20 protein-coding genes and 1 pseudogene are annotated in these 26167 nt (G+C 50.4%); 20 read left to right on the top strand and 1 reads right to left on the bottom strand.

The features are described from left to right. The first annotated feature begins 265 nt into the window (after positions 1–265). Positions 266–1207, top strand: coding sequence for a methyltransferase (locus NSB25_RS22500; protein ID WP_103241713.1), 942 nt, complete (start codon positions 266–268; stop codon positions 1205–1207). A 51-nt stretch (positions 1208–1258) separates the two neighbouring features. Here the strand turns inward: NSB25_RS22500 and NSB25_RS22495 are convergent, their stop codons facing one another. Next, a complete protein-coding gene (locus NSB25_RS22495) occupies positions 1259–2122 on the bottom strand; it encodes a PQQ-binding-like beta-propeller repeat protein (protein ID WP_103241714.1) in 864 nt (287 codons plus the stop codon). 255 nt (positions 2123–2377) lie between these two features. Between NSB25_RS22495 and NSB25_RS22490 the strand changes: the two genes are divergently transcribed. The 19 genes and pseudogenes from NSB25_RS22490 to NSB25_RS22400 all read left to right on the top strand — a co-directional run bounded on the left by NSB25_RS22490 (position 2378) and on the right by NSB25_RS22400 (position 25888). Then, positions 2378–3790, top strand: a complete 1413-nt coding sequence (locus NSB25_RS22490; RefSeq protein WP_103241715.1) for an MATE family efflux transporter — start codon at positions 2378–2380, stop codon at positions 3788–3790. Next, a complete protein-coding gene (locus NSB25_RS22485) occupies positions 3771–5528 on the top strand; it encodes an Hsp70 family protein (RefSeq protein WP_103241716.1) in 1758 nt (585 codons plus the stop codon). Before NSB25_RS22490 ends, NSB25_RS22485 begins: the two co-directional genes overlap by 20 nt. Before the next feature lie 91 nt (positions 5529–5619). Beyond that, complete coding sequence (locus NSB25_RS22480; protein WP_103241717.1) at positions 5620–6981, top strand: ATP-binding protein; 1362 nt, start codon at positions 5620–5622, stop codon at positions 6979–6981. A 28-nt stretch (positions 6982–7009) separates the two neighbouring features. After that, positions 7010–7546, top strand: a complete 537-nt coding sequence (locus NSB25_RS22475) for a histidine phosphatase family protein (RefSeq protein WP_103241718.1) — start codon at positions 7010–7012, stop codon at positions 7544–7546. Between the two features lie 289 nt (positions 7547–7835). Then, positions 7836–8756 carry an aldo/keto reductase gene (locus NSB25_RS22470; RefSeq protein WP_103241719.1) on the top strand — a complete coding sequence of 307 codons (921 nt, stop codon included), beginning with the start codon at positions 7836–7838 and terminating at the stop codon, positions 8754–8756. 18 nt (positions 8757–8774) lie between these two features. Next, a complete protein-coding gene (locus NSB25_RS22465; RefSeq protein WP_103241720.1) occupies positions 8775–12146 on the top strand; it encodes a J domain-containing protein in 3372 nt (1123 codons plus the stop codon). Between the two features lie 27 nt (positions 12147–12173). Next, positions 12174–13460, top strand: coding sequence for a glycosyltransferase (locus NSB25_RS22460; protein WP_242982574.1), 1287 nt, complete (start codon positions 12174–12176; stop codon positions 13458–13460). 53 nt (positions 13461–13513) lie between these two features. Continuing rightward, positions 13514–15661, top strand: coding sequence for an NAD-dependent epimerase/dehydratase family protein (locus NSB25_RS22455; RefSeq protein ID WP_242982577.1), 2148 nt, complete (start codon positions 13514–13516; stop codon positions 15659–15661). Between the two features lie 141 nt (positions 15662–15802). Beyond that, the gene (locus NSB25_RS22450; protein ID WP_242982575.1) at positions 15803–17131 is read left to right on the top strand and encodes a F390 synthetase-related protein; all 1329 of its coding nucleotides are present in this window, start codon (positions 15803–15805) and stop codon (positions 17129–17131) included. Positions 17132–17181: 50 nt separating this feature from the next. Then, positions 17182–18147: a 3-oxoacyl-[acyl-carrier-protein] synthase III C-terminal domain-containing protein gene (locus NSB25_RS22445; protein ID WP_257479314.1), complete on the top strand. Its 966-nt coding sequence runs from the start codon at positions 17182–17184 to the stop codon at positions 18145–18147. Between the two features lie 77 nt (positions 18148–18224). Next, entirely contained in the window at positions 18225–19403 is a 1179-nt protein-coding gene (locus tag NSB25_RS22440) for an aldo/keto reductase (RefSeq protein ID WP_242982576.1), read from the top strand. A 351-nt stretch (positions 19404–19754) separates the two neighbouring features. After that, on the top strand, positions 19755–21092 hold the full coding sequence (locus NSB25_RS22435; protein WP_103241723.1) for a sensor histidine kinase: 1338 nt from the start codon (positions 19755–19757) through the stop codon (positions 21090–21092). Continuing rightward, a complete protein-coding gene (locus NSB25_RS22430) occupies positions 21089–21826 on the top strand; it encodes a LytR/AlgR family response regulator transcription factor (protein WP_103241724.1) in 738 nt (245 codons plus the stop codon). Before NSB25_RS22435 ends, NSB25_RS22430 begins: the two co-directional genes overlap by 4 nt. Positions 21827–21933: 107 nt before the next feature. Continuing rightward, a complete protein-coding gene (locus tag NSB25_RS22425) occupies positions 21934–22113 on the top strand; it encodes a DUF6440 family protein (RefSeq protein WP_103241725.1) in 180 nt (59 codons plus the stop codon). Between the two features lie 762 nt (positions 22114–22875). Then, positions 22876–23045 (top strand): annotated as a pseudogene (locus tag NSB25_RS22420) (cysteine-rich KTR domain-containing protein). Between the two features lie 579 nt (positions 23046–23624). After that, the gene (locus NSB25_RS22415) at positions 23625–23867 is read left to right on the top strand and encodes a SymE family type I addiction module toxin (protein WP_103241726.1); all 243 of its coding nucleotides are present in this window, start codon (positions 23625–23627) and stop codon (positions 23865–23867) included. A gap of 3 nt (positions 23868–23870) precedes the next feature. Continuing rightward, a complete protein-coding gene (locus NSB25_RS22410; protein ID WP_103241727.1) occupies positions 23871–24656 on the top strand; it encodes a ParA family protein in 786 nt (261 codons plus the stop codon). Further along, positions 24646–25647 carry a ParB N-terminal domain-containing protein gene (locus NSB25_RS22405; RefSeq protein ID WP_103241728.1) on the top strand — a complete coding sequence of 334 codons (1002 nt, stop codon included), beginning with the start codon at positions 24646–24648 and terminating at the stop codon, positions 25645–25647. Before NSB25_RS22410 ends, NSB25_RS22405 begins: the two co-directional genes overlap by 11 nt. Next, positions 25613–25888, top strand: coding sequence for a hypothetical protein (locus tag NSB25_RS22400; protein ID WP_103241729.1), 276 nt, complete (start codon positions 25613–25615; stop codon positions 25886–25888). Before NSB25_RS22405 ends, NSB25_RS22400 begins: the two co-directional genes overlap by 35 nt. Positions 25889–26167: the final 279 nt, after the last annotated feature.

Here is a 26167-nt window from a genome sequence, read left to right as displayed (position 1 = left end):
GAGCAGGCAGAATGGTACCAATAGATTTAATTGATATGTTTTAATGAAATGACGATTTTGTTTATTTATGGGCTGTCGAAAGTGATATTACCAACTTGCAGGGTAATATTGACGATATGAAACTGTCAGCGACAGCACATTAGACCGCTTTGCGATAACTCGTATTGAAGAAGGACAAGTTTCGAAATTCCGTTTAAAATTATAAGTACATATTTTGAGTTCAGCTGTGTATCGGCAGTTCAATAGACAGAAAGGTAAAAAATAAATGGATTCCATAAATTATTTAGCCGAAGCCGTATATTTCTTTCAGAAATTTATTAGTTGTGTTAACAATGACGGACCCTTGAAGTTAAGCACACAGGCGTTTAGAGAATTGAAAATCAATGAAAGCATATATAAGGCAACAATGAGAATATTGGTTGTTAACAATATGATTGATTTTGATGGAAAGTGTTATGTCATGACTAGTGAACACAGCAAAAATCATAAATGTATTTTAGAGGATTTAGATAGTAAAAATCAGATAAAGAAATATGAGGCGCTGTATACAAGAACAGTCGATGAGTCAGGATTTTTCTTTGACAGAATTAGTGATTTAGAGTATGAGATTTATTCGCGATGTAATTTCTCAGTAACCTATGAAAGGGGAAAAGAGATAGCTGGTTATTTAGATTTGACAAACAAAACCATATTAGAATTGGGAGGAAATAGTGGAGGGCTGGGAGCTGCCTTTTTATCAAGATATGAAGATTGTTCGTATTTTATTTTGGATACCAGAATACCTTGCGAAATAGGAAATGAGTTTAAAGAGTTATACGGTACAGAGGTGACTTTTATAGAGGGAAATGTATTTGAAATGGAGGTACCGAGTCAAAATTATGACTATATTCTAATGATGAATTTGCTGCATGATTTTGATGATGAAAGGTGTTGTGAAATATTAAAGAATTGTTTTAAATATTGTAGCCCTCATACAAAGTTTGTAATAATAGAAGATATTTTGACAAATGAATATGAACCGAAAGAGGTAATATTGCATGGATTAAGGTTATCTATTGAATGTATGGGTGGTAAGCAGCGAACAATAGAAGAATTTAAAGAAATGTTTTCGGGTATTAATTATACACTGGAAGAGGTAATAAGGTTAAATGAAATTCATACAATGTTGGTTATATGTTCCTGGTTACCTGCAGATACAAGGGTGTAAATAATTTTGTGCCTTTAGCTTTTCTCTTCGCTGTGATCATCCATGGAGGCTTTATCGTTTCTGATATAATTCCTTTAAGCTTATTCTGTCAATCCCTGATATATTGCGGGAAGAGATATACATAAAATTATTTTCAATATATGTGCGCCCTGACAGCTTTAGCGGGGTATGAATTATATTTATCTTTTCCAATGTATCTTTATTCCAAAGGGCGATTTCCGAGCAGGGATGAGAAACGGTTACCAGCATATCCTCATATATTCCCGCGCAGTCAAACATTTTTTTGTGAGCATTCTTCACGGAAGACTCGATTTCAAAGCTTCTCATACTGACCTTGAAAAGCTTTCCATCGTGACCTGCGGCATATAAGGCTTCCCCGTCGAGATACAGACTGCCGATATTTTTCTTCCCTAAAACAAGTTCCTTTTCAACGAAGAGAGTAGCCTTATCCAATAGCAGCACTTTCCCGTCAACCGTCCCGCAAACCAGGTATGAATTATATGTTTTGATGCTCCACATACTGCTTTCAGATATAAGAAACTCCTTTATCAGATACGATTGTCTGTCAAGGGTGATAATCTTTCCGTTACGGATGGAGCAATAAACAGTATTATTATCAACTGTTATTCCGCATATATCAGAGCTCAGATCATTGCCCAACTGCCATTTGCCGATAAGCGCATAATTTTTCCGGTCTAATACATAAAGGGTACAAAAATCATAAATGAAAATCTGTTCTTCATCTGCGGTCAGTTTTCTTGATAATCCTTCTTTCTCAAAAACGGCTTTTTGACAGATAATATCTCGGGAAAATTTATCAATTTTAAATAAATTTTTCCCACACATACAGTCAATACAATGCCCTGTAATATTGAACCCTGTTACGACGCCGTCCAGCTCAGCTATATGTTCCATATTTCACCTCGTAAATCTCCGGATTTGCTGTATTATGCAACATTATTATTCTACCACAAACATACCCAAATTTCTATAGAATCTGCTTCGCTTTTTCTGTGAAAATGTAATTGATGGATTTGGTGCCTGATGCTATACTGATAGCATGGTGCTGACAGAGATGGAACTATTCATCTGAATATGAAGATTAAGCGGAATGAAAAAGCGATAAAATCCTGCTGATAGAGGACAAGTGGGACAGAAAGGCAGAGATACATGATCAGAGACCGGAAATTCTACCATTCCTTTTTTGCCATGGTAGTGGTATTAATCTTACAGAATGTAATTACCCTGAGCGTCAATCTTGCGGACAACATTATGCTGGGGGCATACAGTGAAGCGGCTCTGGCCGGTGTGGCGGCGGTCAATCAGATTCAGTTCGTATACCAGCAGATTCTGCTGGGAATCGGGGAGGCGGTGGTAATACTGGGCGCCCAGTATTTCGGGAAGGGAGAAACGAATCCCCTGAAGAAGATTTCTTCCATAGCCCTGCATTTTGCACTGATTGTGGCGGCAGGACTCTTTTTGGCTGTGTGTTTGTGGCCGGATGCGCTGGTGGCGGCTTTTACGCCGGACCAGGAGATTATTGAACAGGGCGTCTCATATCTGGGTATTATTCGGTATACTTATGTGTTTTTTGCGGTGACGCAGATTTTGCTGGCGACCCTGCGCAGCACTGGGACAGTGCGCATTGCTCTGGGCCTTTCCGTCTGGTCTCTGGCTGTGAACTGCTGTATCAATTATACGTTGATTTATGGGCATTTCGGCGCACCACAGCTGGGCGTTATGGGGGCCGCCATCGGGACATTGGCAGCCAGAGTGTCGGAGCTTCTGATATTGCTCTTATACATTGCAAAAAAGGAAGGCCATCTGAGGCTGAGTCTGGCAGACTATCTGCACACGGACAGGAATCTGCGCAGGGATTATTGGAAGGTGCTGTTGCCTGTGCTGACAGGCAGTATACTGTGGGGAATGAATAACGCGGTTCAGAATGCCATTCTGGGCCACATGTCCACCAGTGCCATTGCAGCCAACAGTGTGGCATCCACTATGTTTCTGCTGGTGAAATCCATGGCAGTAGGAGCCAGTTCCACCGCCTCAGTCTTCATCGGCAGGGCAGTGGGAGAGGGGGACTCCGGGAGAGTCAGACAATATGCCCGAACCATGCAGGTTCTTTTTCTGGCAATCGGAGCTGCTTCCAGTGCTGTTCTGTTCCTGGTGCGGATTCCCATTCTGTCGCTGTATCAGCTGGAACCGGAGACTATGCGTCTGGCTGACACATTTCTGCTGATTCTGTGTGTGATCATCATCGGTATGTCCTATCAGATGCCCACGAATCTGGGAATTGTCCGGGGCGGAGGAGATACTCGATATGTGATGATATTGGATTTTGTCAGTATCTGGTGTATTGTACTGCCCCTTTCCTACACGATGGCTTTTGTGATGAATGCCTCTTCCGTCGTGGTGCTCTGGTGCCTGAATCTGGACCAGATCTTCAAATGTGTGCCCGCATTTCTGAAGTGCAATTTCGGGAATTGGGCGAAGAAGCTGACCAGGGAGACGGCCGGAAAAGGCTTTGAAGATATCCTGGAGAAAGGAGAGGGAAACTATGGCAGTCATAGGAATTGATCTGGGGACCACTAACAGTCTGGGGGCATACTGGAAGGATGGGGAGGTACAGCTGATTCCCATGGAGGAAGAACGCTTTCTGCTGCCCAGTGTGGTGGGATATGTGGAGGGAGAGGGCTTTGCTGTAGGCGCGGTGGCAAAGGAGCGTCTGATTTCCCATGCGGAAGATACCGTGGCCTCTTTCAAGCGCTTCATGGGTACGGCAAAGGAGTATACTCTGGGTGGAAGAGATTATGCGCCCATGGAGCTTTCAGCCATGGTGCTGGAACAGATCAAAAGGAACGCGGAATTCTTCCTGAAGGAAGAGATTGAGGAGGCCATTATAACCGTCCCTGCTTATTTCAATGATAAACAGCGCAGCGATACCAAGAAGGCGGCGCAGATTGCAGGACTGAAAGTGGAGCGTCTCATCAATGAGCCCTCTGCGGCGGCCCTGGCCTATCGGATGGAATACGGGGAGGAGGACAGAACTCTCCTGGTCTTCGACTTTGGAGGCGGCACGCTGGATTTATCCTATGTGGAATGCTTTGACAATGTGATAGAGATTATCGCCGTGGCGGGGGACAATCATCTGGGAGGAGACGATATCGACCAGGCGATTTCGGAATATTTCTGCCGGGAAAATGGCCTTACACCGGAAGAACTGACCAGAGAGGAGCAGGCGAAAGTAAGAAAGCTTTCGGAAGAGGCCAAATGCGCTTTGGCAGAGCGGGAAGAGGTGACAATGAAGCTTGAGGCAGGGGCAAAAATCTGCCGGGCTGTACTGAATGAGGAACAGCTTTTTGAAATCTGTATGCCTTTGTTTGGAAAGATAAAGCAGCTTTTTCTGCATATTCTGGAGGATGCGGATTCCAGAATATCCGGAATAGATGACCTGATTATGGTGGGCGGTTCTTCAAAGCTGGGGGTCGTAAAACGCTTTCTCAGAGAGCTTCTGGGCAAGGAGCCCATTGTCCTGGGAGAGACGGACCGGGTGGTTGCCTTCGGAGCCGGAGTCTACGCAGGCATCAGACAACGCAGAGAGGAAATCCGGGATATGTTGCTGACAGACGTGTGCCCCTTCACCCTGGGCATCGGCATCAACAATAAGGCCAACCGGGACAAAAATATCCTGAGCCCCATGATTGAGCGCAATTCTACGCTTCCCGCCTCCCACAGGGACAGGTTTGTGACAGTGGGGGATTACCAGAAGGAGATTAGGATCCGGATTTACCAGGGCGAAGAATATTATGTGGATGATGATGTACTTCTGGGTGAGCTTTCCATAGAAGTGGCCCTGAAACCGGCGGGGCAGGCCTGGGTGGACGTGCAGTTTACCTATGATATCAACGGAATTCTTCATGTGATGGCGGAGAACGAAATGGGAGAGCGCAGGCAGATTCTGCTGGCGAACCAGACCTTAAGCGAGGCGGAGCTGGAACAGTATACCCGGGAGATGGAGAAACTCATGCTGCCTCCCATTCAACAGCCCGAAAATCAGAAAATGCTGGCTGCTTTTCTGGAATATTATGAGAACAGCACCGGGCACAGACGGGAGATGATTGCAGCCATGACCGGCAGAATCATGGCGGGCCTGCAGAGCGGCAGGAAGAAAGAGGTCAGAAATGCGCAGGAGCTGGGAAGAGCATGGCTGGCCCAACTGCAGCAGGCGGCGGATATGCGGGAGGAGGTTCTGTTCGACGGGGAATTGAAGTTTGGGTCCGAAGAGGGTTGGGAGGACCTGGAGGAAGATCTGTAACTTTGAGTTGTTTTTTTTATGCTCTTAACATATAATAAAAATGTGATCGCACCACACAAGAACTATAATAAAAATGTGAAGGAGCCTATCTATGGAACGATTGATTTTGAATAAGCTGCTGGATTGGAAGAATTCACCTTACCGCAAACCGTTAATCTTAAAGGGGGTGCGCCAGGTGGGTAAGACCTGGGTTCTCAAAGAATTCGGCAGACGTTATTATGAAAATACAGCCTATTTTAACTTTGATGAAAACGAGGAATACAAGCAGTTTTTTGAGACCACCAAAGATGTAGATCGCATCCTGCAGAATCTGATGCTGGCCAGTGGACAGAAAATTGTGCCGGAAAAGACGCTCATTATCTTTGACGAAGTACAGGACTGCTCCAAGGTTATCAATTCCATGAAGTATTTCTGTGAGAATGCTCCGCAGTATCACATTGCATGTGCCGGTTCTTTGCTGGGGATTGCCCTGGCGAAGCCATCCTCCTTTCCGGTGGGCAAAGTCAACTTCATGCAGATTGATCCTATGACCTTCACGGAATTTCTGCTTGCCAATGGCGATAAAAATCTGGCCAGGTATCTGGAGAGCGTGGATACCATTGAACCGATTCCTGATGCTTTTTTCAATCCGCTCTATGAGAAATTGAAGATGTACTATGTTACAGGCGGTATGCCGGAACCAGTGCTCATGTGGACAGAAGCACGAGACGTTTCTGCTATGCAGGAAGCCTTGTCCGGGATCATCGGTGCTTATGAGCGAGATTTTGCCAAGCACCCCAATATCAGCGAGTTCCCGAAGATCTCTATGATATGGAAGTCCATACCGTCCCAGCTGGCAAGGGAGAATAAGAAATTTATCTACAAGGTGGTGAAAGAAGGGGCACGAGCCCGGGAATATGAGGATGCTTTGCAGTGGCTGGTAGATGCCAGGCTGGTGCATAAAATCTATCGCAGCACCGCTCCCGGTCTGCCGGTAGCTGCCTATGATGACCTGTCTGCATTTAAAATCTATCTGGTGGATGTGGGGCTGCTTCGCCGCCTGGCTCAGTTGGCTCCTACGGCCTTCGGAGAAGGGAATCGTTTGTTCACCGAGTTCAAAGGCGCTCTGACTGAGAACTTTGTGCTGCAGACCTTAATCACGCAGTTTGAAGTGGTTCCCCGGTACTGGAGCCAGAACAATCCGCCCTATGAGGTAGATTTCCTTATTCAGCGGGAGAATGATATTTTCCCTATAGAGGTCAAGTCCGAGGCCAACATCACCAGTAGGAGCTTAAAGAAATTCAAGGAGCTTTTCCCGAATCAAGTCAGGCTCCGTGTGCGGTTCTCACTGGACAATTTGAAGTTGGACGATGATGTGCTGAACATTCCGCTGTTTATGACTGACCAGACGGATCGGCTGATTGGACTGGCATTGGAACAACGACAAGTAACAGGAAGAGGAATAGGATATTAGATAAGCCATAAGGTTAGAGGACAAAAATATGCGGGCAATGATTATCAGACATGGGAAAGTGGATTTTCAATGGAGAAATTGGAGTACTTCAATACAGTTTAATGAGGATTGCAAGCTGTATGATAAGGCACCGATTTTTCCACTGGTATCTGATGGCACACCAACGGACTATCCGGATATTTTCATCAGCAGTTTGCGAAGAAGCAGAGAAACGGCTGATCAGTTATCCGGTGAAAAAGAGTACATTTCCACAAAACTGCTCGACGAGGTGCCGCTAAGTGCAGGCATTAACTCGCATAAAAGGCTGCCGTTACTGTTTTGGAATGTTTGTGGGCGGCTGCAATGGCTTTTTAACAGCCGTTCGCAAAAAGAAGGCAGAACGGAAACTGTTTACCGCGCAGGGCAATTTGTAGAAATGATAATCAAAAGGGATAAAGACTGCATGATTGTCACCCATGGCTTTTTTATGCATACACTCATAAAACAAATGAGGAAGCAGGGATTTCGAATTCACCATAAACGATTCCGCTATTCAAATGAGGAATGGGTCATTGGGGAACGATAGAGTGTGATTCCAGCCATTTTGCCATGTCGTCAGCATTATTGCAGCTGCCTTTGTTGCATTTTTCGGACATAGCTCTAACCAATATTCATGTCTCCTTCCTTTTCTGGTTTCATTTTACTACAAAAAATGAAAAAAGCCATAACCATGTCGGTTAGTTCATGCTGGAAATTCAACCGTTAGTTGAAAATACGGAAAAGATGCACCGAAAAAATGCAGGTTTTTCATAGGCTTGTGGCATGAGTAGAGATATGGTATATTATTTAGGAAAAATGGAAAGGAGATATCTGCAATGAAACAAATTCCATTAGGCGGCAGCGGATGGATGGTCCCCTCCGTTGTCGTGGGTTGTATGCGGCTGGGAGAGCTGGACAGAGCGGCGCTGGGGCGGTTCATCCATACGGCATTGGACTGCGGCGCAAACTATTTTGACCATGCCGACATCTACGGCGGCGGCAGCTGCGAAGAGCACTTTGGCGCGGTGCTGCAAAATGATCCCTCGATCCGGCGGGAGGACTTGATCCTGCAGTCCAAATGCGGCATTCGGCAGGGATTCTTTGATTCTTCCAGGGAGCACCTGCTGAAGGCAGCGGATGGGATTCTGAACCGCCTGGGCACCGATTATCTGGACGTACTGCTGATCCACCGTCCCGATGCGCTGGTGGAACCGGAAGAGGTAGCCGCTGCATTTGATGAGCTGGAGCGGAAGGGAAAGGTGCGCCATTTCGGCGTATCCAACCACAGGCCCATGCAGATCGAACTGCTGAAAAAAACCGTTCAGCAGCCGCTGCTGATCAACCAGCTGCAGTTCAGCCTCCCCGCCTCCAATATGGTGGCCAACGGCCTGGAAGTCAACATGGAGACGCCGGGTGCCGTCGACCGGGATGGGAGCGTACTGGACTATTCCAGGCTGCGCGGTATGACCATCCAGGCGTGGTCCCCATTCCAGATGCCCAACTGGGGCGGATGTTTCCTGGGAGATGAGCGTTGTCCAGAGCTGAACCGGGAGCTGGACAGCCTGGCGGAGCAGTATCACACCACCCCTACGACGATCGCGGCAGCATGGATTCTTCGCCATCCGGCGCAGATGCAATTGATTACCGGCACGGCCAGGGAGTCCCGTCTGAAGGAGATCATTCAGGCCTGTGAGGTTCGGCTGACCCGGGAGGAGTGGTACCGGCTGTACCTGGCCGCCGGACATCCGCTGCCGTAAAAGGAAGGAGCAGGACAAATGAGCGATATATGGAGCATGCTGGGCATAGAGCCCACGGATGACAAAAAAGCTATTAGAAGAGCCTTTGCGGCGCAGTCCAGACTTCATCATCCGGAGGAGGAACCGGAGTATTTTGCAGCGCTGAACCAGGCATATAAGGCGGCTCTGGACTCTGGAGCAGACGGGGAGAAAGCATGGGAAGAAAGCGTCCAAAATGAGCGCCCTGAAAAGGAAAATGTCCCTCGCGAAACAGTGCAGGAGAAATCGGAAGATACCGGCGGGGAAAGCTCCCTGCTGAAACGCCTGGATCAGGCGGCACAGCAGGCTATAAAGAAAAGCATGGAGACGGGAGCGCTTCATGATTTTATAGTTTTGTTTGAGAACCCCAAACAGGCAAAGCAGGCCGACACCTGGAAGCGTTTTTTCCTCACCGAAGGGTTTCTGGGGGAACAGTTCACGGAAGAATTCGGAAAGGGATTGCTCACCTATTTGGCAGAACAGACGCTCTGTCCCTCCGATAATCTTCCCAAGGGCCTGCTTCAGGAGCTTGCCATTGCTTATGCCTTCATTCCTCATTTTGCAGGGGAAGAATATTTTGAGGGTCTGAAATATCCAAAGGAATGGTACAAGGTCTCCGTGGAGAACACCTTTCCCGGCAGAAGATATGCCGCTGAAATCTTCAATATGCAGGGACGGGAATGCGACCTGAAATCCATGACCAATCACATTCTGCGGCAGCCTGCCAACAAGGTGCGGCATAATGCCTTTTCCGACTACCTGGCCGTGAAGGAAATGAGCAGGGACGGACGGCTGACAGATGGAGAAAGGGAAGTCTGGCAGCATATTCTGGGAGCCTGCCAGCCCTGCTATCTGTTTGAACGCAACGGCAAAAAATCAGGAGGGGCAGATTATGAGTCCCGCAGCGAAAGCGTGGTGAAGCTTTATGTCCAATGGCTGAAGAAGGAGCAGCTGCCGGAAGCGGTGCTGCTGTTCTTCTATAAAAAGCTGGATTTCAAAACGCTGGAGCGCAGCAGTACCAGAGGACTTTACAGCGCCTTGAAAGAGGAAGTCCTGCGCCAGCTGCCAGGGGCAGAGGAGATTTTGTTTGGAGAGGATGGAAAGGAGCAGCTTATCACCAGGCTCTACCGAACCTATTCTGCCATCATCAATGACAACCAGAATAATTACGATAAATTCATTTATGGAGAGACGCCGGAAATCAGGGACCGGGCGAAGGCTTTCTTTGCTTCGCCGGAATGGGAAATGCTAAAGATGGAAAAGGGGCTTTTTGAACGGATTTACAGCGCCTCCAAAAGGATTGTGATGCCCAGGACTGTGGCAGAGACACTGGTCGGGCATCTGTCGCAGGAAGACTTCCCGGAACCTGCGAGGACGGAGCTGACGGAAAGTCTGCTGCGTTCCCTTGCCACGGAGAAAATGTGCCGGGAGCTGGATTATCGGTGGGAAATAACCTTGAGTTCCACGAATCCGGAGGATATAGGGGACAATCCTGATTTCTGGCAGTATTTTCTCATGCGGGGATTCGGCTTCCGTCATGAAAAAGTCAGAGGAACCTGGGAGGAAGATTTCATCTATGTCATGAATGGTCAATGCTATCTGCCCGCCTATATCAATTACATTTACGCGCCCTCCCGGGCATGGCAGAGGCAGTTTGTGGGCTTTGATCAGGAGAGGGAGGAGATAGGGGAGCCTGTGAGCCTTGTCTGCTCCATGCCCGGGGCCAGGCGACTCAGGGTAGAATTCCATTACCACTATTGCCTGTATTTTGTAGAGGGTTTAGCGAATGATACCGGCAATGAGTCTGCGTATCAGATTGGGAAGGAAGTGCAGGTGGCGGAGCCTGTTCTGGCCTTTTCAGAACTCCGGGAATATGCGGGAAAGCTGGAGAAACCGGAGGAATTCTTCTTCCTTCTGGCAGTCACCGCCATCGAGGACGCCGACAGAAGCGCCGCCAGAATCCTGATCGAAGCCTGGCTGAAACAGATTCCCGTGCATCCCTTTATCATTCCCCTGGTGGCCAGGCTGCTGGCCGCTGACAATGACCGGATTCCGGCGGCAGTGCAGCCGGGGGGAAGGACAGCCGTACTTTACAGCGAGCAGGAGAGGGTCTGCTTCCGGGCGGTGGTTTCAGAAGAGGGTGTCAGCATCTGGCGGCAGCTGGATTATGGCTGGCAGGATATCATATTCCGCAGTGCGGAGCTGGGCTGGCGGAAATGGGAGGAATATGCCTGTAAAAGCAAGGTTACAGGAGACAGTGCTTCTCCTGAAAGCAGAAGAGCCGCCGCCCGGAATGTGCTGGATACGCTGCGTCAGCCCGCGCCCCGGTTACGTGTCTCATATTCTCTGGAAGGCATGGATACAGCACAGAAGGCGGCGAAGATCCTGGAGGTGATGGGCTGTATTGAGAATATGGAAGGATACTGTGTGCTTCGGTACGGAGCGAAAAAGGAAAAGCGGCACGACAGGGTATTCTACGGTGCGCGCGCGCCTTTCGGCTTTGAGCTGATGGCTCACTCTGCGGTATATGTGAGAAGCAGAGATTTTCTGATGGCCTCTTCCAATACGAAGATTAAGGAACCAAAAATCCTGGTGGGCCGTTTTGGATGGGGGTTCAAATACTCGCCCAGTTCCGACTATGGCCCCATGTACGTATATCAGGGTGAGAGCGGGAGATTCTATGCCTATGGGGCCATCCGGATGCACCGGGCTGACACTCTGGATCAGCTGCTGGCAGATTTTTTCCAGAAGGAATGGGAGGGTGTGACGGAAGTGCAGGGCTATGAAGGGAGCCTGACCGTATCCAGACTTGACCACAGGCTGGAATACTGCTATACAGAGGAAGATATGCGCCAGTCCATGGAAACTGCGGAGGATACTGTGGCGGACAGATTCACTCTGTTCGGCGGATATCAGATGTGGCTGGAATTCGTCCGGTGGCTGGATGAGGCGCTGAATCCCCAGCTGCCACCCTGGGTGAATGCCATTGTGACAGGCCTTGACTGGGAAAGAGGCGGAGCGCTGACATTTGCCGGCATCCATGAAAACGAGGAGGACGCCGAATTGCAGGAATTCCAGGAAAAAGCGGACCTGGATTTCGAAGATACAACAGAGGAGGAAGAGGCAGACGGGGATGCGTCAGATGAGGAAGAGGCAGACGGGGATACGTCAGACATGACCGGGGCGGCGGAAAGTGACAGGAATCCGCAGAACGAAGTATACCTTCCCCAGCTGCCGCTTCTGATATGGGCAAAGGGAATGGACAGAAGAGACAGGGCGGATTTCCTGATCAATGCCATGCAGTGGTATGTGGACTGCGGAAGATTTGCAGAAAAAACAGGAGATAGAAAAATCAGGATACTGGTGAATTAAAACAGGAAAATGATGAAGAGACAGGGAATGGCTCAGAAAGCAAAAAGCATTGTGTATTTCTATGGGATTCCGGCCTATGGCCACACGCTTTCCAACCTGTATCTGGCGGGCAGGCTGGCGAAGGCAGGATTTCGGGTGGTCTATTACTCTGCGGATCCTTTCCGGAAGGTGATTGAAGAAAACGGGTGTGAGTACCGGCCGTATCCCATAGACTGGAATAAACTGGACTTAAGGGACGGAGAGCGAATTCTGAAGCTTTACCGGCTGATTCTGCAATATACCTGGGAGATGCTGCCGGGGCTTCTGCGCCAGGCCAGGAGGGAGGCTCCCAAAGCCATATTGTTTGAGTCGCTGGCTCTGTGGGGCAGGGCCGTTGGGGAGCTGCTCTCTGTGCCTTCCTTTGCTTTTTACAGCATTGCCGCCATTGACTGGACATGGAGGCCGGCCGGTGGAAAAGGGCTGCCCGGCATTTTACCTGTAAGCCCCTGGCGAAAAGGACTGGGTGCATATGCACCGGGCTTCTCCGCCGGGTTTTTGCGCTATGCGGGGGAGCTGCCCGGGGCGGTGTCCTGTGCGCGGCGGCTGAGAGGAAAGTATGGATTGAAGAAGCTGGGACTGCTGTCTGTGCTGATGAACCGGGGAGACTATAATCTCTGCGGATATTCCAGACTGTTTCAGCCGGGAGGGAATCTGTTCGGGGCGGAGTACAGATTCCTGGGGCCTCTGTCCGTCCACAGGCGGACGGTGGAGCATAATGATTTTTCCTGCCCGGAATCTGCGTCCGGGGAGAGGCTGGTCTACATTTCCCTGGGAACGATTTTCAATGAAAATGAGACTCTGCTGCAGGAAGTGATCCGGCAGTTTGGGAGGGATTCGGTCGGGAAAAAGGATTTCAGCGAAGACCAGGCCGGGAAAGAACAGTTCCGCGTAATCCTGGTCTGGGAAGGGAACCGACATTTCCCGGAGAATTTTATTGTGCGTCCTTTTGTGGATCAGAATGCCATTTTGCGTCATGCGGACCTTTTTATCACGGCAGGAGGTATGAACAGCATCCATGAGGCGCTTTATTTCGGGGTGCCCTGCCTGTTGTGTCCCCAGCAGGGAGAGCAGCTTCTGAATGCGAGACGGTTCCAGCGGCTGGGATTCGGTCGGATATTGCGCAATCCTGCCAGGCTCCGGCAGGAAGCGCTGGAATGTATGGAACTGAGCAAAAGCCGGCAGGAAAAGAGGCGGGCGGCGATGACTGCGGTATCCCTGAGAGAGATGCTGGAGATATTCGAAGAGCTGCAGGACGATGTTTTTCCGAGAGGGTAAAAAAGGAAATCAGAGGCAGGACAGAGGGAGCGGACAGAACAGGAGCGATTCATATGGGGAAACCACAGGAAACGGGAAAGAAAGAGGAACTGACAGGAAGGCAGACAATTCTGGTGACAGGCGCCACCGGGTTTCTGGGGGAATATCTGGTGCGGCGGCTGGTGAAGGAATACAGGGTACTGGCCCTGGGGCGGAACCGGGAGAAGGGCAGCCAGCTTGCGGCATACGGAGCTGTGTTCTGTCAGGGAGACTTTACGGACCGGGAGAGCTGCGCTTCCTGTTTTGAAGGGGTAGATTATGTCATCCATGCGGGGGCGCTTTCCACTGTGTGGGGAAAGTGGGAAGATTTCTACCGGACCAACGTGGCGGGAACCAATCTGGTGGCCGGGCTGTGCCTGGAGAAAGGCGTCCGGCGACTGGTCTATCTCTCTTCCCCCAGCATCTATACCGGAAAGGAAGACCAGTATAACATCCGGGAAGACCAGGCTCCCGAACAGAATGAACTGAACTATTATATCCGTTCCAAGCTGATGGCGGAAGGCGTGCTCCACAGGTGGAACACAAAAGGCCTGGAGACGGTTATCCTGCGGCCCAGGGGACTGATCGGCATCGGGGATACCAGCCTGGTGCCCAGGCTCCTTCGGGCCAACAGGAAGACAGGAATTCCCCTTTTCCGGAACGGCGGGAATCTGGTGGATATCACCAGTGTGGAGAATGTGGCTCTGGCCTGTGAGCTGGCAATGAAGGCTCAGGGGGCTTCCGGGAAGGCGTTTAATATCACCAACGGGGAGCCTATGGCATTTCGCCGGATTCTGGAACAGTTTCTGGATGCCATCGGAGAACAGCCCCGTTATCTGCGGCTGCCCTTTGGAATGGTATATGCCGCGGCCCAGGGGCTGGAGTGGGTTTACCGAACCTTTGAGTTGAATGGGGAGCCGCCGTTGACCCGCTATACGGTCTGTACTCTGGGATATGCCCAGACCATGGACATCCGCCGTGCCAGGGAGATTCTGGGGTATCGGCCGGAGAAGACTCTGGCAGAATCCATCCGGGAGTATGGCGCCTGGTGGAAGGAAACATGTGGGACAGGAGAGGCGGACAACGCAGGGCAGAAAGGCGGCAGGGCGGCCCTGCAGGACAGAAGGAGATCCAGAGCAAAAGAGCCTGACAGTGCCGGATATACAGACAGAGCAGGGAAGACTGGAAATGGGAATAAAGCACACAGCGTAAGAGCTTCGAGAGATTCAATACAGCAGACAGGGGCAGAGGACGCGGAAGACGACAGGAGAACAGAGTCGTTGACACAGCAGGGCAGAGAGAGGAAGAAAGCAGCCGGCGGAAAACAGGACAATCCGGCTCGGCCTGGAAGGGTGACGGAAGTGAGAATGTACCGCTGCGGATCCTGCACCAACAATCTGAGAATTATTTTCCGGGGAGGAATATCAGCCCGAAGAGGGCTTCTGGATTCCGGAGAAGCGGAGGAATCGGAAAGGGGAAAGCGTCAGTTTCCGGCCCGGGCTGTGCTGATTCGTCACAGGGAACTGGGGAATATTCTCTATGACACCGGCTATTCCCGGGGGATTTTTGGGGGCGGCATTGGCCTGTGGCTGTACCGTCTGCTGAACCCGGTACAACTGGAAGAAGGAGAGACCATAGCCGAGAGACTTGAGAATGATGGGATTTCCCCGGAGAGTGTGAAGACCATTCTGCTGTCCCATGCCCATCCGGATCATGTGGGGGGACTGTCCCAATTCTCCGGCTATGATCTGGTGGCTCTGGGGGAGACTCTGGATGTCCTGCATCATCCCAGTGTACGCAGACTGATGTTCCGCTCTCTGGTGCCTCCGGAGGGCAGTATCCGCAGGGAAGTGAGACCGGAGACCTGTCTGCGGGAGCATTTTCTGTGCAGATATTTTGCGGAGGTATACGATCTGTCCGGGGACGGCAGCCTCATCGGAGTGCGGCTGGATGGACATACAAAGGGACAGATGGGGCTGTGGATTCCGGATGTAAACCTTTTCCTGGCGGCAGACGCCTGCTGGGGAGGGGATCTGGTGCGGGCCACCCGGCGCATGCGCCTGCTGCCCAGACTGCTCCAGGAAGATTTTGCCGCCTATGAGGACAGTCTTAAGAGAATCTGCCGTATGAAGCGGGATTATCCCGGGATCAGAGTGTGCTTCACCCACCAGGTGTGGAAATGAAGGGCATGGAAAAGAGCAGTCGGAAGCACGCAGATATGGAAACAACTGCTGTGGAAATAAGCAGGAACGGAAATCTGCAGACATGGAGACAGGCAGAAAGGGTGGAATTGACAGAGAGACAGGAGGGGAGGTGGCAATCTGTTGGAACAGCTGGAAGTGTTGAAATACTATCTGTACTACAAATATATTTTACCGAAAAGCAGCTGCTTTCGGAGCAGAAAAGCACTGAGGCGCCGGCAGGGAAGGAGGCTGAGAAGACACCTGAGATACGTGTCGGAGCACTCGCCTCTTTACAGAGGAATGAGGAAGCTCTCCTCCTATCCGGTTATAGACAAGGCATTCATGATGGAACATTTCGATCGGCTGAACACAGTGGGAATCAGGCGGGAAGAGGCGGAGGCTTTCGCAGTGCAGGCGGAGCGGGAGAGGGATTTCGCTCCGAAGCTGCGTGGCGTCACGGTGGGATTGAGCTCAGGCACCTCCGGTCACAGAGGGATATTTCTGGTATCGGATAAGGAGAAAGTGCGGTGGGCAGGTTATGTGCTGGCAAAATTCCTGCCGGGAAGCATCCTGGAATCCATGGACATTGCCTTTTTCATGCGTGCGGACAGCAACCTCTATCAGGCGGTAAGCTCCAGGAGAATCCGCTTCCATTTTTTCGACATCTACCGGGACATGGAGGAGCATGTCAGGCGTCTGGAGGCGCTGCGGCCCCGGATTCTGGCGGGCCAGCCCTCCCTGCTTCTCATGCTGGGGGCGGCAGCGGAGCGTGGGGTCCTGCACATTGCGCCTCAGATAATCATCTCCATTGCGGAAGTACTGGAACGGGAGGATGAGACTTATCTGAAAAAAGTGTTCCGGCAGAAAGTGATTCACCAGGTCTATCAGTGTACAGAGGGCTGCCTGGCCAGCACCTGTTCTCTTGGGACGCTCCATCTGAATGAGGATATCGTACATATCCAGCGGGAATATCTGGAAGGACGCCGGTTCGTGCCTGTTGTGACGGATTTTGAGCGCAGGGCTCAGCCGATGATCCGCTATCGACTGAATGATATTCTGGTGGAACGAAAGGAAGCCTGCGGCTGCAAGAGTCCCTGTCTGGCGCTGGAGAAGATTGAGGGCAGGGAGGACGACATGTTCTCCTTCCTGGACATACAGGGCAGAGAGAAGCTGATTTTCCCGGATTTCATCCGCAGATGTATTCTGTTTGCGGGGGTGGAGAGGAAGGAAAGGGCGGCAGGAGAGCAGGCCGGGAAAGCGGCGGAAGGCGCCTGGGAATACAGGGTGGTACAGAACCCCGACAGGAACGTCACAGTCTATGCCGACCTTACCGCTGCGGAGAGGGAAGCGGTGCGCCGGGAATTCCAAAGGCTGGCCCGGGACAGGGAGATTGTTTTACCGGATCTTACCTTTGCCCCTTATGACTGGGAAGTGGGGAAAAAACTGAAAAGAGTTCAGAGAATCCGGTGAAATAAGAACGGCTCATGGAATGGCAAAAGTCAGGAGGGAAGAAAACGCAGATGGAAAACGGGCAGATGAAAAGACAGATTGGCAGATATGTAAAACTGGCAGGGATGGGACGGGCGCTGGCAGGCGGCCGGTTGAATTTTGGCGGAGAAACCAGATACCGGCTTCGGGCAGGAGAGACCCTGTTGGATCTGGCGGCAGAAGCGGCAGGAAAGGCCCTGGAGGAAGCGGGCATGGGCATGGAGGATATGGACTGTATCGTCTGCGCCATGGCCACGCCTCTGCAGGCTATTCCCTGCAATGCAGCCCTGGTCCATGAGAGGATGGCGAAAGGAATGAATATTCCGGCCATGGATATCAATACCACCTGCACCAGTTTTATCAGCGCTTTGGATGTGATGTCCTGTATGATAGCGGCCGGGCGGTATGAGAAGGTATTGATTCTCTCCGGCGATACGGCGTCCGCGGCTCTGAACCCGCAGCAGAAGGAGAGTTACGAATTGTTCTCAGATGGGGCTGCGGCCTGTGTGCTTGTGAAAGCGGGCCCGGGCGAAGGCTCCGGAATTCTCTATGCCCGCCAGTGTACCTGGTCGGAGGGTGCCCATGATACGGAGATCCGGGGAGGCGGAGGCCTGCTGCCCGCATTTTCCATGACAGAGAAGAATCAGGAAGAGTATTATTTTGACATGAAGGGAATCCAGATTCTTCGGCTCTGTGCCAGGAAGCTGCCCGGCTTTGTGGAGGAATGCCTTCGGGAAGCGGGGGTTGCCAGGGAGGAGATACAGGCGGTGATTCCCCACCAGGCCAGCAAGGCATTGGACGTTATCATGCCGCGGCTTGGCTTCCCGAAAGGCACTTACATTAACCGGGTGCCGGCATATGGCAACATGGTCTCTGCTTCCGTTCCCTTTGCACTGTGCGAAACGATCCAGGAGGGAAGAATCCGGCGGGGAGACCTGGTGCTGCTTATGGGAACCGCGGCTGGGCTGACAGTGAATTTTATGTTGATGCGGTATTGAGCCGGAACAGGGTTTATTCAAATATCGCAGGTTACGGAAGGGCATGGGGAGTAAAATGAGAGGAATGGGTGAGGAAAGTGAATTATAGAAAAGATAAGTACGGCAATGATCTCTCCATCCTGGGCTACGGCTGTATGCGGTTTTCCAGGACAGGGGGCAAAGTTGACATAGATAAGGCTGAACAGGAAATTCTGGCCGCTTTCCGCGGAGGCGTCAATTATTACGACACGGCATATGTGTATCCGGGCAGCGAAGCAGCCCTGGGCGAAATCCTGGAGCGCAATCACATTAGAGATCAGGTGGCCATTGCCACCAAGCTGCCCCATTACCTGATTAAGACGGCGGACAGCATGGAGAAATATTTCAGGGAACAGTTGAGACGCCTGCGGACGGATTATGTGGATTATTATCTCATGCATATGCTGACGGATGTAGAAACCTGGGAGCGGCTGAAAAGCCTGGGGATTGTGGAGTGGCTGGAACAGAAAAAGAAAAGCGGCGAGATTCGCCAGGCAGGCTTTTCCTACCATGGAAATTCCGATACCTTCTGCCGGCTGGTGGATGAGTACAGCTGGGATTTCTGCCAGATTCAGTATAACTATATGGATGAGAATACGCAGGCAGGGCGCAGAGGGCTCCAATATGCCGCCGCAAAAGGGCTGCCTGTCATCATTATGGAGCCTTTGCGGGGCGGAAAGCTTGTGAACAATCTGCCCGGAGAGGCGAAGACTCTGTTTGAAACATATCCTGTAAAGCGCACCCCGGCAGACTGGGCGTTTCGGTGGCTGTGGAACCAGGAGGAGGTAACCTGTGTGTTATCCGGTATGAACTCTCTGGAAATGGTGGAGGAGAATGTGAAAACGGCTTCAGAGGCTTTCGTGGGAGAGCTGGGGACGGAGGAGGAAGAGATGCTCCAAAAGGTGGTGCAGGCCATCAATGCGAAGATGAAGGTGGGCTGTACCGGCTGCGGTTATTGTATGCCATGTCCGCGGAACGTGGATATTCCGGGTACCTTTGCCTCTTACAATCGCCGCTATTCCGAGGGGAAGTTTGCCGCACTTATGGAGCATTTCATGTGTACCGCCCTGCGGAGGACCTCCACGGCCGCCGCTAACTGCGTGGAATGTGGGAAATGTGAGCAGCATTGTCCGCAGCATATAGAAATTCGGAAAGAGCTGAAAAATGCCCGGAGGCAGCTGGAAGGGCCGATGTATAAAATTGGACGGAAAATCGTTTCTCTTTTCAGGCTGTACTGAGACAGGCTCTTTTCAGGTTGCAGGATAAAGAGAACCATGGTAAAATGACATCCAAATAAATTCACAGGAATGGTCAGTTTCTTACGAAGAGGGAGAAAAGAAGAATGAAACTGCCCAAGGTCTTCGGAGCCATGACCGGCGGGTTTCCGGATCCTTTCACAGAAAGAAGCTGTTTGAGGTGATGATCCGCTGGATTGCACCTGTCTGTCTGGTGGTGATTCTGGCGGGAGAGATTTTGAAGGTGCTGGGTGTGATTTCCATATAAACTGTGTACTGACCATATATTTTGCCGGATTCTGCATTGCTGTCCGCAATCGGGGATTAGGCGCGAAGAAAGAGATTTGTATTGCTATGCCATCGTTTCAAGACATTTTGATTGGTTTTCTGGATTTTTTGACAGGACACCTTATGCTTCTGTCATATCTGCTGGCCGCAACGGATGAACAGGCCGCGTGGAACAGGCTGAAAAAATTGCCTGCGCTGTTCCTGTCCCCAGTGATTGCCATCTTTACTTCCATTGGGCTGGGTGTGGTTATCCCGGAATTTGGTCTGCTTCGGTACGTTATCAGTTCTGTTATGATTCTTGCCATGTGTACCTTGTGGGTGATGTGGGCATGGCGGTGGGACTTCTGGCGGGCCTTTTCCTCCGTATGCATGGCTGCAATCCTGCAGGTGGCTACCTCGGCCCTGACTCAGATTTCATTTTTGATGTTTCCGTCCGGCCTGAGGCTGGATTTGGGAGCTATGGCCGTATCCCTGCTTCTTTCCATAGCTGCCGCTTTTCTGTTAAAGCGCCTGGGTTTCGGCGCCTGGTTCCGACTGCTGCTGGAGGATCAGGCTAATCTGCGCCGAACCGCAGTGCTTGTTTTTGTGATGGAAGTTTCCATGGAGACATTCCTTATTCTGCAAAACGGTGTTCAGGGATATTACCTTGCAGCGTATTACTTTTTAGTAATTGTGTCGGTATTGGTCATCATCGGGCTGATTATCTACCTGGCCCATAGGTTTGATGACAGTCGGACACTTCAGATGCAGCGGGACATCATTGCCCAGCAGCAGCTTTATGAACAGAGTCTGGAGGATATTCGCCGGGAAATGTGCAGCTTTCGGCACGACTATAAAAATCTCCTGGCGGGCCTGTCTCATCAGACAGAAGAGGGAGAACTGGATGCATTGCATTCCAGCATGGCGGAGCTGGATGAGGATTTTGACCGGCATCTGGGGGAGAAAATCCGGCTGTCTGTCCAAATCGGCAATCTGCGGCTTCCCCCGGTGCGAAGTCTTCTGCTGAGCAAGCTCACTGACATGCGAAAGAAAGGGGTGGAATATCACCTGGAGGTGCTCTATCCTGTGGAGACGATAAGCATAAATGTATGGGATTTTGTACGCTGCCTGGGGATATTGACGGACAACGCCATAGAGGCCGCATTGGACGCAGAATGGCCCTGGGTGGAAATCATTCTGCTGGTTCAGGGCAGAACGCTGTCTCTCAGGGTATCAAACTCTTATACGAATACCATAGATCCGGAGAAAATATGGAAGGATGGCTGGTCTACCAAGGGAGCGGGCAGGGGACTGGGACTGTCCGGCTATCGGCGTATTTTAGAGAATTATCCCAATGTCTCCATTGGCACCAGTTGGGAGGACGGCGTGTTTGTGCAGGAGCTGACGGCGGAGGATAGAGCATGATCGGAATTTACCTTTGTGATGATGAGGACATAGTCCGCCACCAGATTCAGGCTGCTCTGGAGCAGAAGATTTTGATTGAAAATTATGATATGAAAGTAGTGTGCAGTGCGGCCGGTGCCCGGGAACTTCTGAACGCAGCGGGAGAGGGGAAACAGGGTATCTATTTCCTGGATGTGGAGTTGAAGGACGGAGAATGGGATGGCTTCCGGCTGGGAAAGGAACTGCGGCGGAGAGATCCTCACGGCACGCTGGTCTACATTACCGGTTATGGTGATTTGGTATGGCGTACCTTTCAATATCATCTGGAGGCCTTTGACTACATCGTAAAGCAGCAATCACAGACAGGAGCGTCAGCGGCACGGTGCCTGGAAGAAATACACACACATCTCCTGGAACAGCGGCGGACCTCTGAGGAGATGTTCACGCTGCGGACAGGAGATATGGTGCGTCATATCCCTTTGCGTGATATTCTCTTTTTTGAAACGGCTTCTATTCCACACCACGTTTTACTCCACACATCGAAAAGCCGGATGGATTTTCTGAGCAGCCTGGGCGAACTGGAAGTGCAGTTGGGAGATCGCTTTATCCGTACACACAGGTCTTATCTTGTGGCGGCAGAAAGGATCGAGGCAGTGGACCTGAAACACAGTAAACTGTGGGTTGGCAGCCGGGAATGTCTGCTTTCCCGGGCAGGAAAGTCGAAGCTCCACAAGGCCCTTCCCCATTTCATTTAGGAAATCCTGATGTTCATTCAGGAAATCCGAACCGCCTGGATGTATTTTTGTGGTATGTTTGTGTTGGCGGACTGGCAGACGGCAAGATGAGAAAGGAGTGTGGACATATGGCGAAAAATCGTTTTGTAGAAGTCTATTCGCAGGGAATCACCAATGTGGAAAAGATTATTGTAGATACGGAAACAGGTGTGAATTATCTGCTGGCTTCCCATGATCTGAGAGTAGGCACCGGACTGACCGTTTTGGTGGATCAAAACGGGAAACCGGTTGTAACTTCCGTGGAGTAAGGCAGTCAGGCAGACTGTATTTGAATTCATCCTGTCCGTGTGCCGGATCACTGCCATCCCGGGGAGAGTATTATCTGAATTACGGGTTGCAAAACTGTTCTGGAAAAAGAGATGAATAAAGAAATGCAATAATATCATAATGGAATTACAGATTTAAAAGGACACCGCAGACAACAGGGTGTCTTTTTTGATGACAGACTGGTTGCGGTACTGTAACTTTTTGTTTTTGTCTACAAGTAATACCATGTACTATAAGGATCTGAATCAGGCGCAGCAGGAAAGGCTGAGGGAGAGAGCTTTCATGACCCTGGCCATGCTGCTAAAAAGAATGTGGGAGTTTTGCAAATAAGCCTTTGTCTTATTTTTATTGTTATATATTTTTCAGTTTTGTCTTTGCAGCAGATTGTAGAATTAAAGCGGGAATCAAAAGGCATTAAGGTATTGTCTTATATTGGGAAAAGCAATAAACAAATAAAGGAATTAGTAAAAAAACAGATTGCAGGCAAATTGCTTATGCCGATGTTTATGACACTTTTGGTTTTGCTTTTTAGTATTCCATTGGTAAATCTGAAATTAAATTTGCTATTGCCTATTGTCATGCACAATATTCTTTTGAGGGCTGTTTTCTGTTTTGCAATATGTTTCTTGCTTTTTTATGTTTGCTATTTTTTTGTGGTATATACCATAAGTAAACAATATGTGGGGATTGTTAATTGAAAACCCTGTTGAAAAATACAGTTTTTTATAAAGGAGTTTGAAAAGATGAGAAATAGATGGATTATGTGTCCTTTATGTAGAGGTAAAACCAGAATAAAAATAAGAGAAGATACAGAATTATATAAATTTCCGCTTTTTGTCCAAAATGTAATCGGGAGCAGATTATCAATGTTCAGCAGTTAAAAGTAACAGTTACCACAGAGCCAGACGCATAGACGCAGATGCCCGTGTTATAATAGGGACAAGTTAGAAGAACCCAGTAAAATCAAGGGTTGCACTAACTTGTCCCCTTATTTTTTTGCCCTTAAAAGGGCAAACGGAATCACCGCATTTCTGGTTTCCGTCCGGGAGCCGTACATATATTGCTGGCCAGCAGTATGAAAGTCTGATAGCGATTAAAGCAACCATACCATCCGCTGATGATGGATTTGAAGGTCCGAAGTCCTTATAAATGCTGACGGGTTGCAACGGGGGCGTTGTAATATTGGTTGACAGGTTTCGGCCGGGTTTAATGTGAACCGGGCGCCATGGGAGGGTTAAACCTGTGTTTCTGTACCATGGGAACAAATGAGATTTATTTACGGAAAGCCGGGGAACTTACAGCGCCCATATTGTTGTGATGGTTTTTTATAGATTAGCTTATCGTTTCGTTCGGAAACAAATATTTCTTTTTTACAGGGAAAGGCACGGGCCGGTGCGCCTGGGAGCGGTTCCTGTAAAATTCCATAGGGAAGGTCAGTAACAGAGAATCAGTGGCAGGTCCGGTCTGGGGCCGTTGAAAGGATAGGGAGCAGATGAAGAAGGATGTCAGAAAATTTAAGGTATATGAGCAGAGCGGCCATAATTATAAGCCGACGCCTACGATCACATTAAAGGGGCTTTGGCTGGAGGAATTGGGCTTTGGGGCGGGGACGCTCCTGACGGTCCGGTGTGAGGAAGGGAAGCTGGTCATTGAGCCGAGGGAGTCGGTGGATTACATTGATGTGTTTGAGGAACAGCAGTTAAGCATGGTGGCAGAGAGGAAAGTGAGGTTTTGATATATGGGAAAGATTTATATGATTGGTTCACAAAAAGGGGGGACGGCGAAGACAACAACTACGTTCAATCTGGCGTACTGCCTGCGGAAGATGGGGAAGAGGGTTCTGGCTCTGGATTTTGACAGCCAGGCAAATTTGACAACGTGCTTCGGCGTGGAGGATACGGGGGTTTTGGATGATACTATCGGGCATCTGATGATGGCGCAGATTGAGGATATGAAGCTGCCGTCCCCGAAGAAGTACATACGGACGAAGGACGGGGTGGACTTCATCCCATCGTCTATTTATCTGTCGGTGGTGGATGCGAAGCTGCGGCTGGAGATGGGGGCGGAGAAGATGCTGTCCGGGATTCTGGAGCCGCTGCGGGAGAAGTATGATTATATCCTGATTGATACCTGCCCGTCCCTTGGGACTTTGACGATCAATGCCCTGGCGGCTGCCGATGAGGTCATTATCACGGTGAACCCCCAGCTTCTGGCTATGATGGGGATGCAGGACTTTCTGCGGACGGTGGTGAAGATCAGGAAGCGGATCAATCCGGGGCTGGGGATTGCGGGCATTCTGATGACCATGTGCGAGTCCAGGACGAAGCTGTGTAAGGTATTGACGGAGGAAGTGACGGAGAGTTTCCAGGAGCAGATACGGGTGTTTGAGACGAGGATTCCCAGTACGGTGAAGGTGGGGGAGAGCATTTATTACAGCCTGCCGGTGGCGGAGTACAGCCCGAAGGCGAGCGCAGGGATGGCTTATAGGAGGTTTGCAAAGGAGTTGGTTTCGTATGAAGGCTAATGGGACGAAGAGGAAGATTTTTAATGACGCCGTGGACCTTCTGGCGGGGGCGGAAGAGGTTTCCGCTCCGGAGAACGGAATCAGGATGCTGCCCATTGACAGTATCCGCCCGTTCCGGAAGCATCCTTTCCGGCTGTATGAGGGGGAGCGTCTGGAGGATATGGTGGAGAGCATTAGGGAGTATGGCGTTCTGAATCCGGTGATCGTGTGGCAGGAGGGGGACGGGTATGAGATGCTGGCCGGGCATAACCGGCAGATGGCGGGGAAGCTGGCCGGGCTGGCGGAGATTCCGGCTATCGTGAAGACGGACCTGACGGAAGAGGAAGCTTATGTGTATGTGATTGAGACTAATGTGATACAGAGGGGCTTTGCGGAGCTTCTGCCGTCCGAGAAGGCGGCGGTGCTGGCGGAGCGGTATGAGAAGGTCAGCAGCCAGGGGAGACGGAATGACATTCTGGAAGAGATCGCCAGGCTGAACGGGCAGGACACGGCGGGGACTTGTGGACATGATGTCCACAAGTTGAAGAGCCGGGATGCCATCGGGGAAGAGTATGGGATGACCGGGAGGAATATTGCCAGGTATATGCGTGTACAGCAGTTGGAGGAACCTTTGAAGGAGCGTCTGGATGAGGGGACGCTGCCTCTGGTGGCGGCGGTGGATCTGTCTTATCTGTCGGGGAAGGAGCAGAAGGTGGTGTCCGGGCTGGCAGAGAAGGGGAAGATTAAGCTGGATGCGAAGACGGCGAAGTGTGTCAGGGGCATGGCCGGGAGTTTGACAGAGAAGAAGGTGCTGGAAACGCTTGACGGCGGGAGAGGGAAGAAGGATTCTGCCGGAAAGCCTATCAAGCTGCCGGCGGATGTGTATGAGAGGTATTTTGCCGGTGTGAAACCTGCGGACGTAGCAGGGATTGTGGAGGAAGCGCTGGCGGCATGGTTCGGGAAGGGAGGGGATGCAGATGTTCCGGACGGAAGAGATAGAGAAGCTGGATAAGTCCTATTTTAATATTATCCTGGCGGAGAACTATGATGTGACGATCCAGTCTAAGAATACGGGGCATATCTGGTATATCCATAATCCGGAGTATCCGGGGGAAGGGGAGTGCATTATTTTCCATAAGCACAGGGCTTCCCAGCCGTATCATCAGCATGGGAGGGCAAGGAGTCTGGGGCAGGCGGTAAGGAGTATTAAGGGGCATGATGTGTTCCAGATGAACGGCAGGAGACGTTCGTAATATATGGCATGAAGAGGAAATCGTGAGAGCTCTGGCATATTGATATATGTCAGAGTTTTCTTATGTATATATTGTGGATGCAAATATGACAATGGATTTTTAATGAGTTCTTACACGACAAACGCATGAGTAAATAAAATGTGAACAAACTACTCCATTATCCGTTATAATGGAAATAAAAACGGAGATGGTGATATGGAGCAGTTACTGGAATGGATGGAGATCATCGAGGATGTCAGGCAGCACAGAAAAGTACGCCACAGTATAAAGGATATTTTG

This window comes from Acetatifactor muris, from assembly GCF_024623325.1.
GTDB lineage: Bacteria > Bacillota > Clostridia > Lachnospirales > Lachnospiraceae > Acetatifactor > Acetatifactor muris.
The sequence above is the reverse complement of the archived record's forward strand: the minus strand, read 5'-3'. Positions and strand labels throughout refer to the sequence as shown.

Excerpts from the sequence above, each read along its gene's own strand:
- NSB25_RS22500 (WP_103241713.1), top strand. The coding sequence starts at position 266 with ATGGATTCCATAAATTATTTAGCCGAAGCCGTATATTTCTTTCAGAAA.
- NSB25_RS22495 (WP_103241714.1), bottom strand. The coding sequence starts at position 2,122 with ATGGAACATATAGCTGAGCTGGACGGCGTCGTAACAGGGTTCAATATT.
- NSB25_RS22490 (WP_103241715.1), top strand. The coding sequence starts at position 2,378 with ATGATCAGAGACCGGAAATTCTACCATTCCTTTTTTGCCATGGTAGTG.
- NSB25_RS22485 (WP_103241716.1), top strand. The coding sequence starts at position 3,771 with ATGGCAGTCATAGGAATTGATCTGGGGACCACTAACAGTCTGGGGGCA.
- NSB25_RS22480 (WP_103241717.1), top strand. The coding sequence starts at position 5,620 with ATGGAACGATTGATTTTGAATAAGCTGCTGGATTGGAAGAATTCACCT.
- NSB25_RS22475 (WP_103241718.1), top strand. The coding sequence starts at position 7,010 with ATGCGGGCAATGATTATCAGACATGGGAAAGTGGATTTTCAATGGAGA.
- NSB25_RS22470 (WP_103241719.1), top strand. The coding sequence starts at position 7,836 with ATGAAACAAATTCCATTAGGCGGCAGCGGATGGATGGTCCCCTCCGTT.
- NSB25_RS22465 (WP_103241720.1), top strand. The coding sequence starts at position 8,775 with ATGAGCGATATATGGAGCATGCTGGGCATAGAGCCCACGGATGACAAA.
- NSB25_RS22460 (WP_242982574.1), top strand. The coding sequence starts at position 12,174 with ATGGCTCAGAAAGCAAAAAGCATTGTGTATTTCTATGGGATTCCGGCC.
- NSB25_RS22455 (WP_242982577.1), top strand. The coding sequence starts at position 13,514 with ATGGGGAAACCACAGGAAACGGGAAAGAAAGAGGAACTGACAGGAAGG.
- NSB25_RS22445 (WP_257479314.1), top strand. The coding sequence starts at position 17,182 with ATGGAAAACGGGCAGATGAAAAGACAGATTGGCAGATATGTAAAACTG.
- NSB25_RS22435 (WP_103241723.1), top strand. The coding sequence starts at position 19,755 with ATGCCATCGTTTCAAGACATTTTGATTGGTTTTCTGGATTTTTTGACA.
- NSB25_RS22430 (WP_103241724.1), top strand. The coding sequence starts at position 21,089 with ATGATCGGAATTTACCTTTGTGATGATGAGGACATAGTCCGCCACCAG.
- NSB25_RS22425 (WP_103241725.1), top strand. The coding sequence starts at position 21,934 with ATGGCGAAAAATCGTTTTGTAGAAGTCTATTCGCAGGGAATCACCAAT.
- NSB25_RS22415 (WP_103241726.1), top strand. The coding sequence starts at position 23,625 with ATGAAGAAGGATGTCAGAAAATTTAAGGTATATGAGCAGAGCGGCCAT.
- NSB25_RS22410 (WP_103241727.1), top strand. The coding sequence starts at position 23,871 with ATGGGAAAGATTTATATGATTGGTTCACAAAAAGGGGGGACGGCGAAG.
- NSB25_RS22405 (WP_103241728.1), top strand. The coding sequence starts at position 24,646 with ATGAAGGCTAATGGGACGAAGAGGAAGATTTTTAATGACGCCGTGGAC.
- NSB25_RS22400 (WP_103241729.1), top strand. The coding sequence starts at position 25,613 with ATGTTCCGGACGGAAGAGATAGAGAAGCTGGATAAGTCCTATTTTAAT.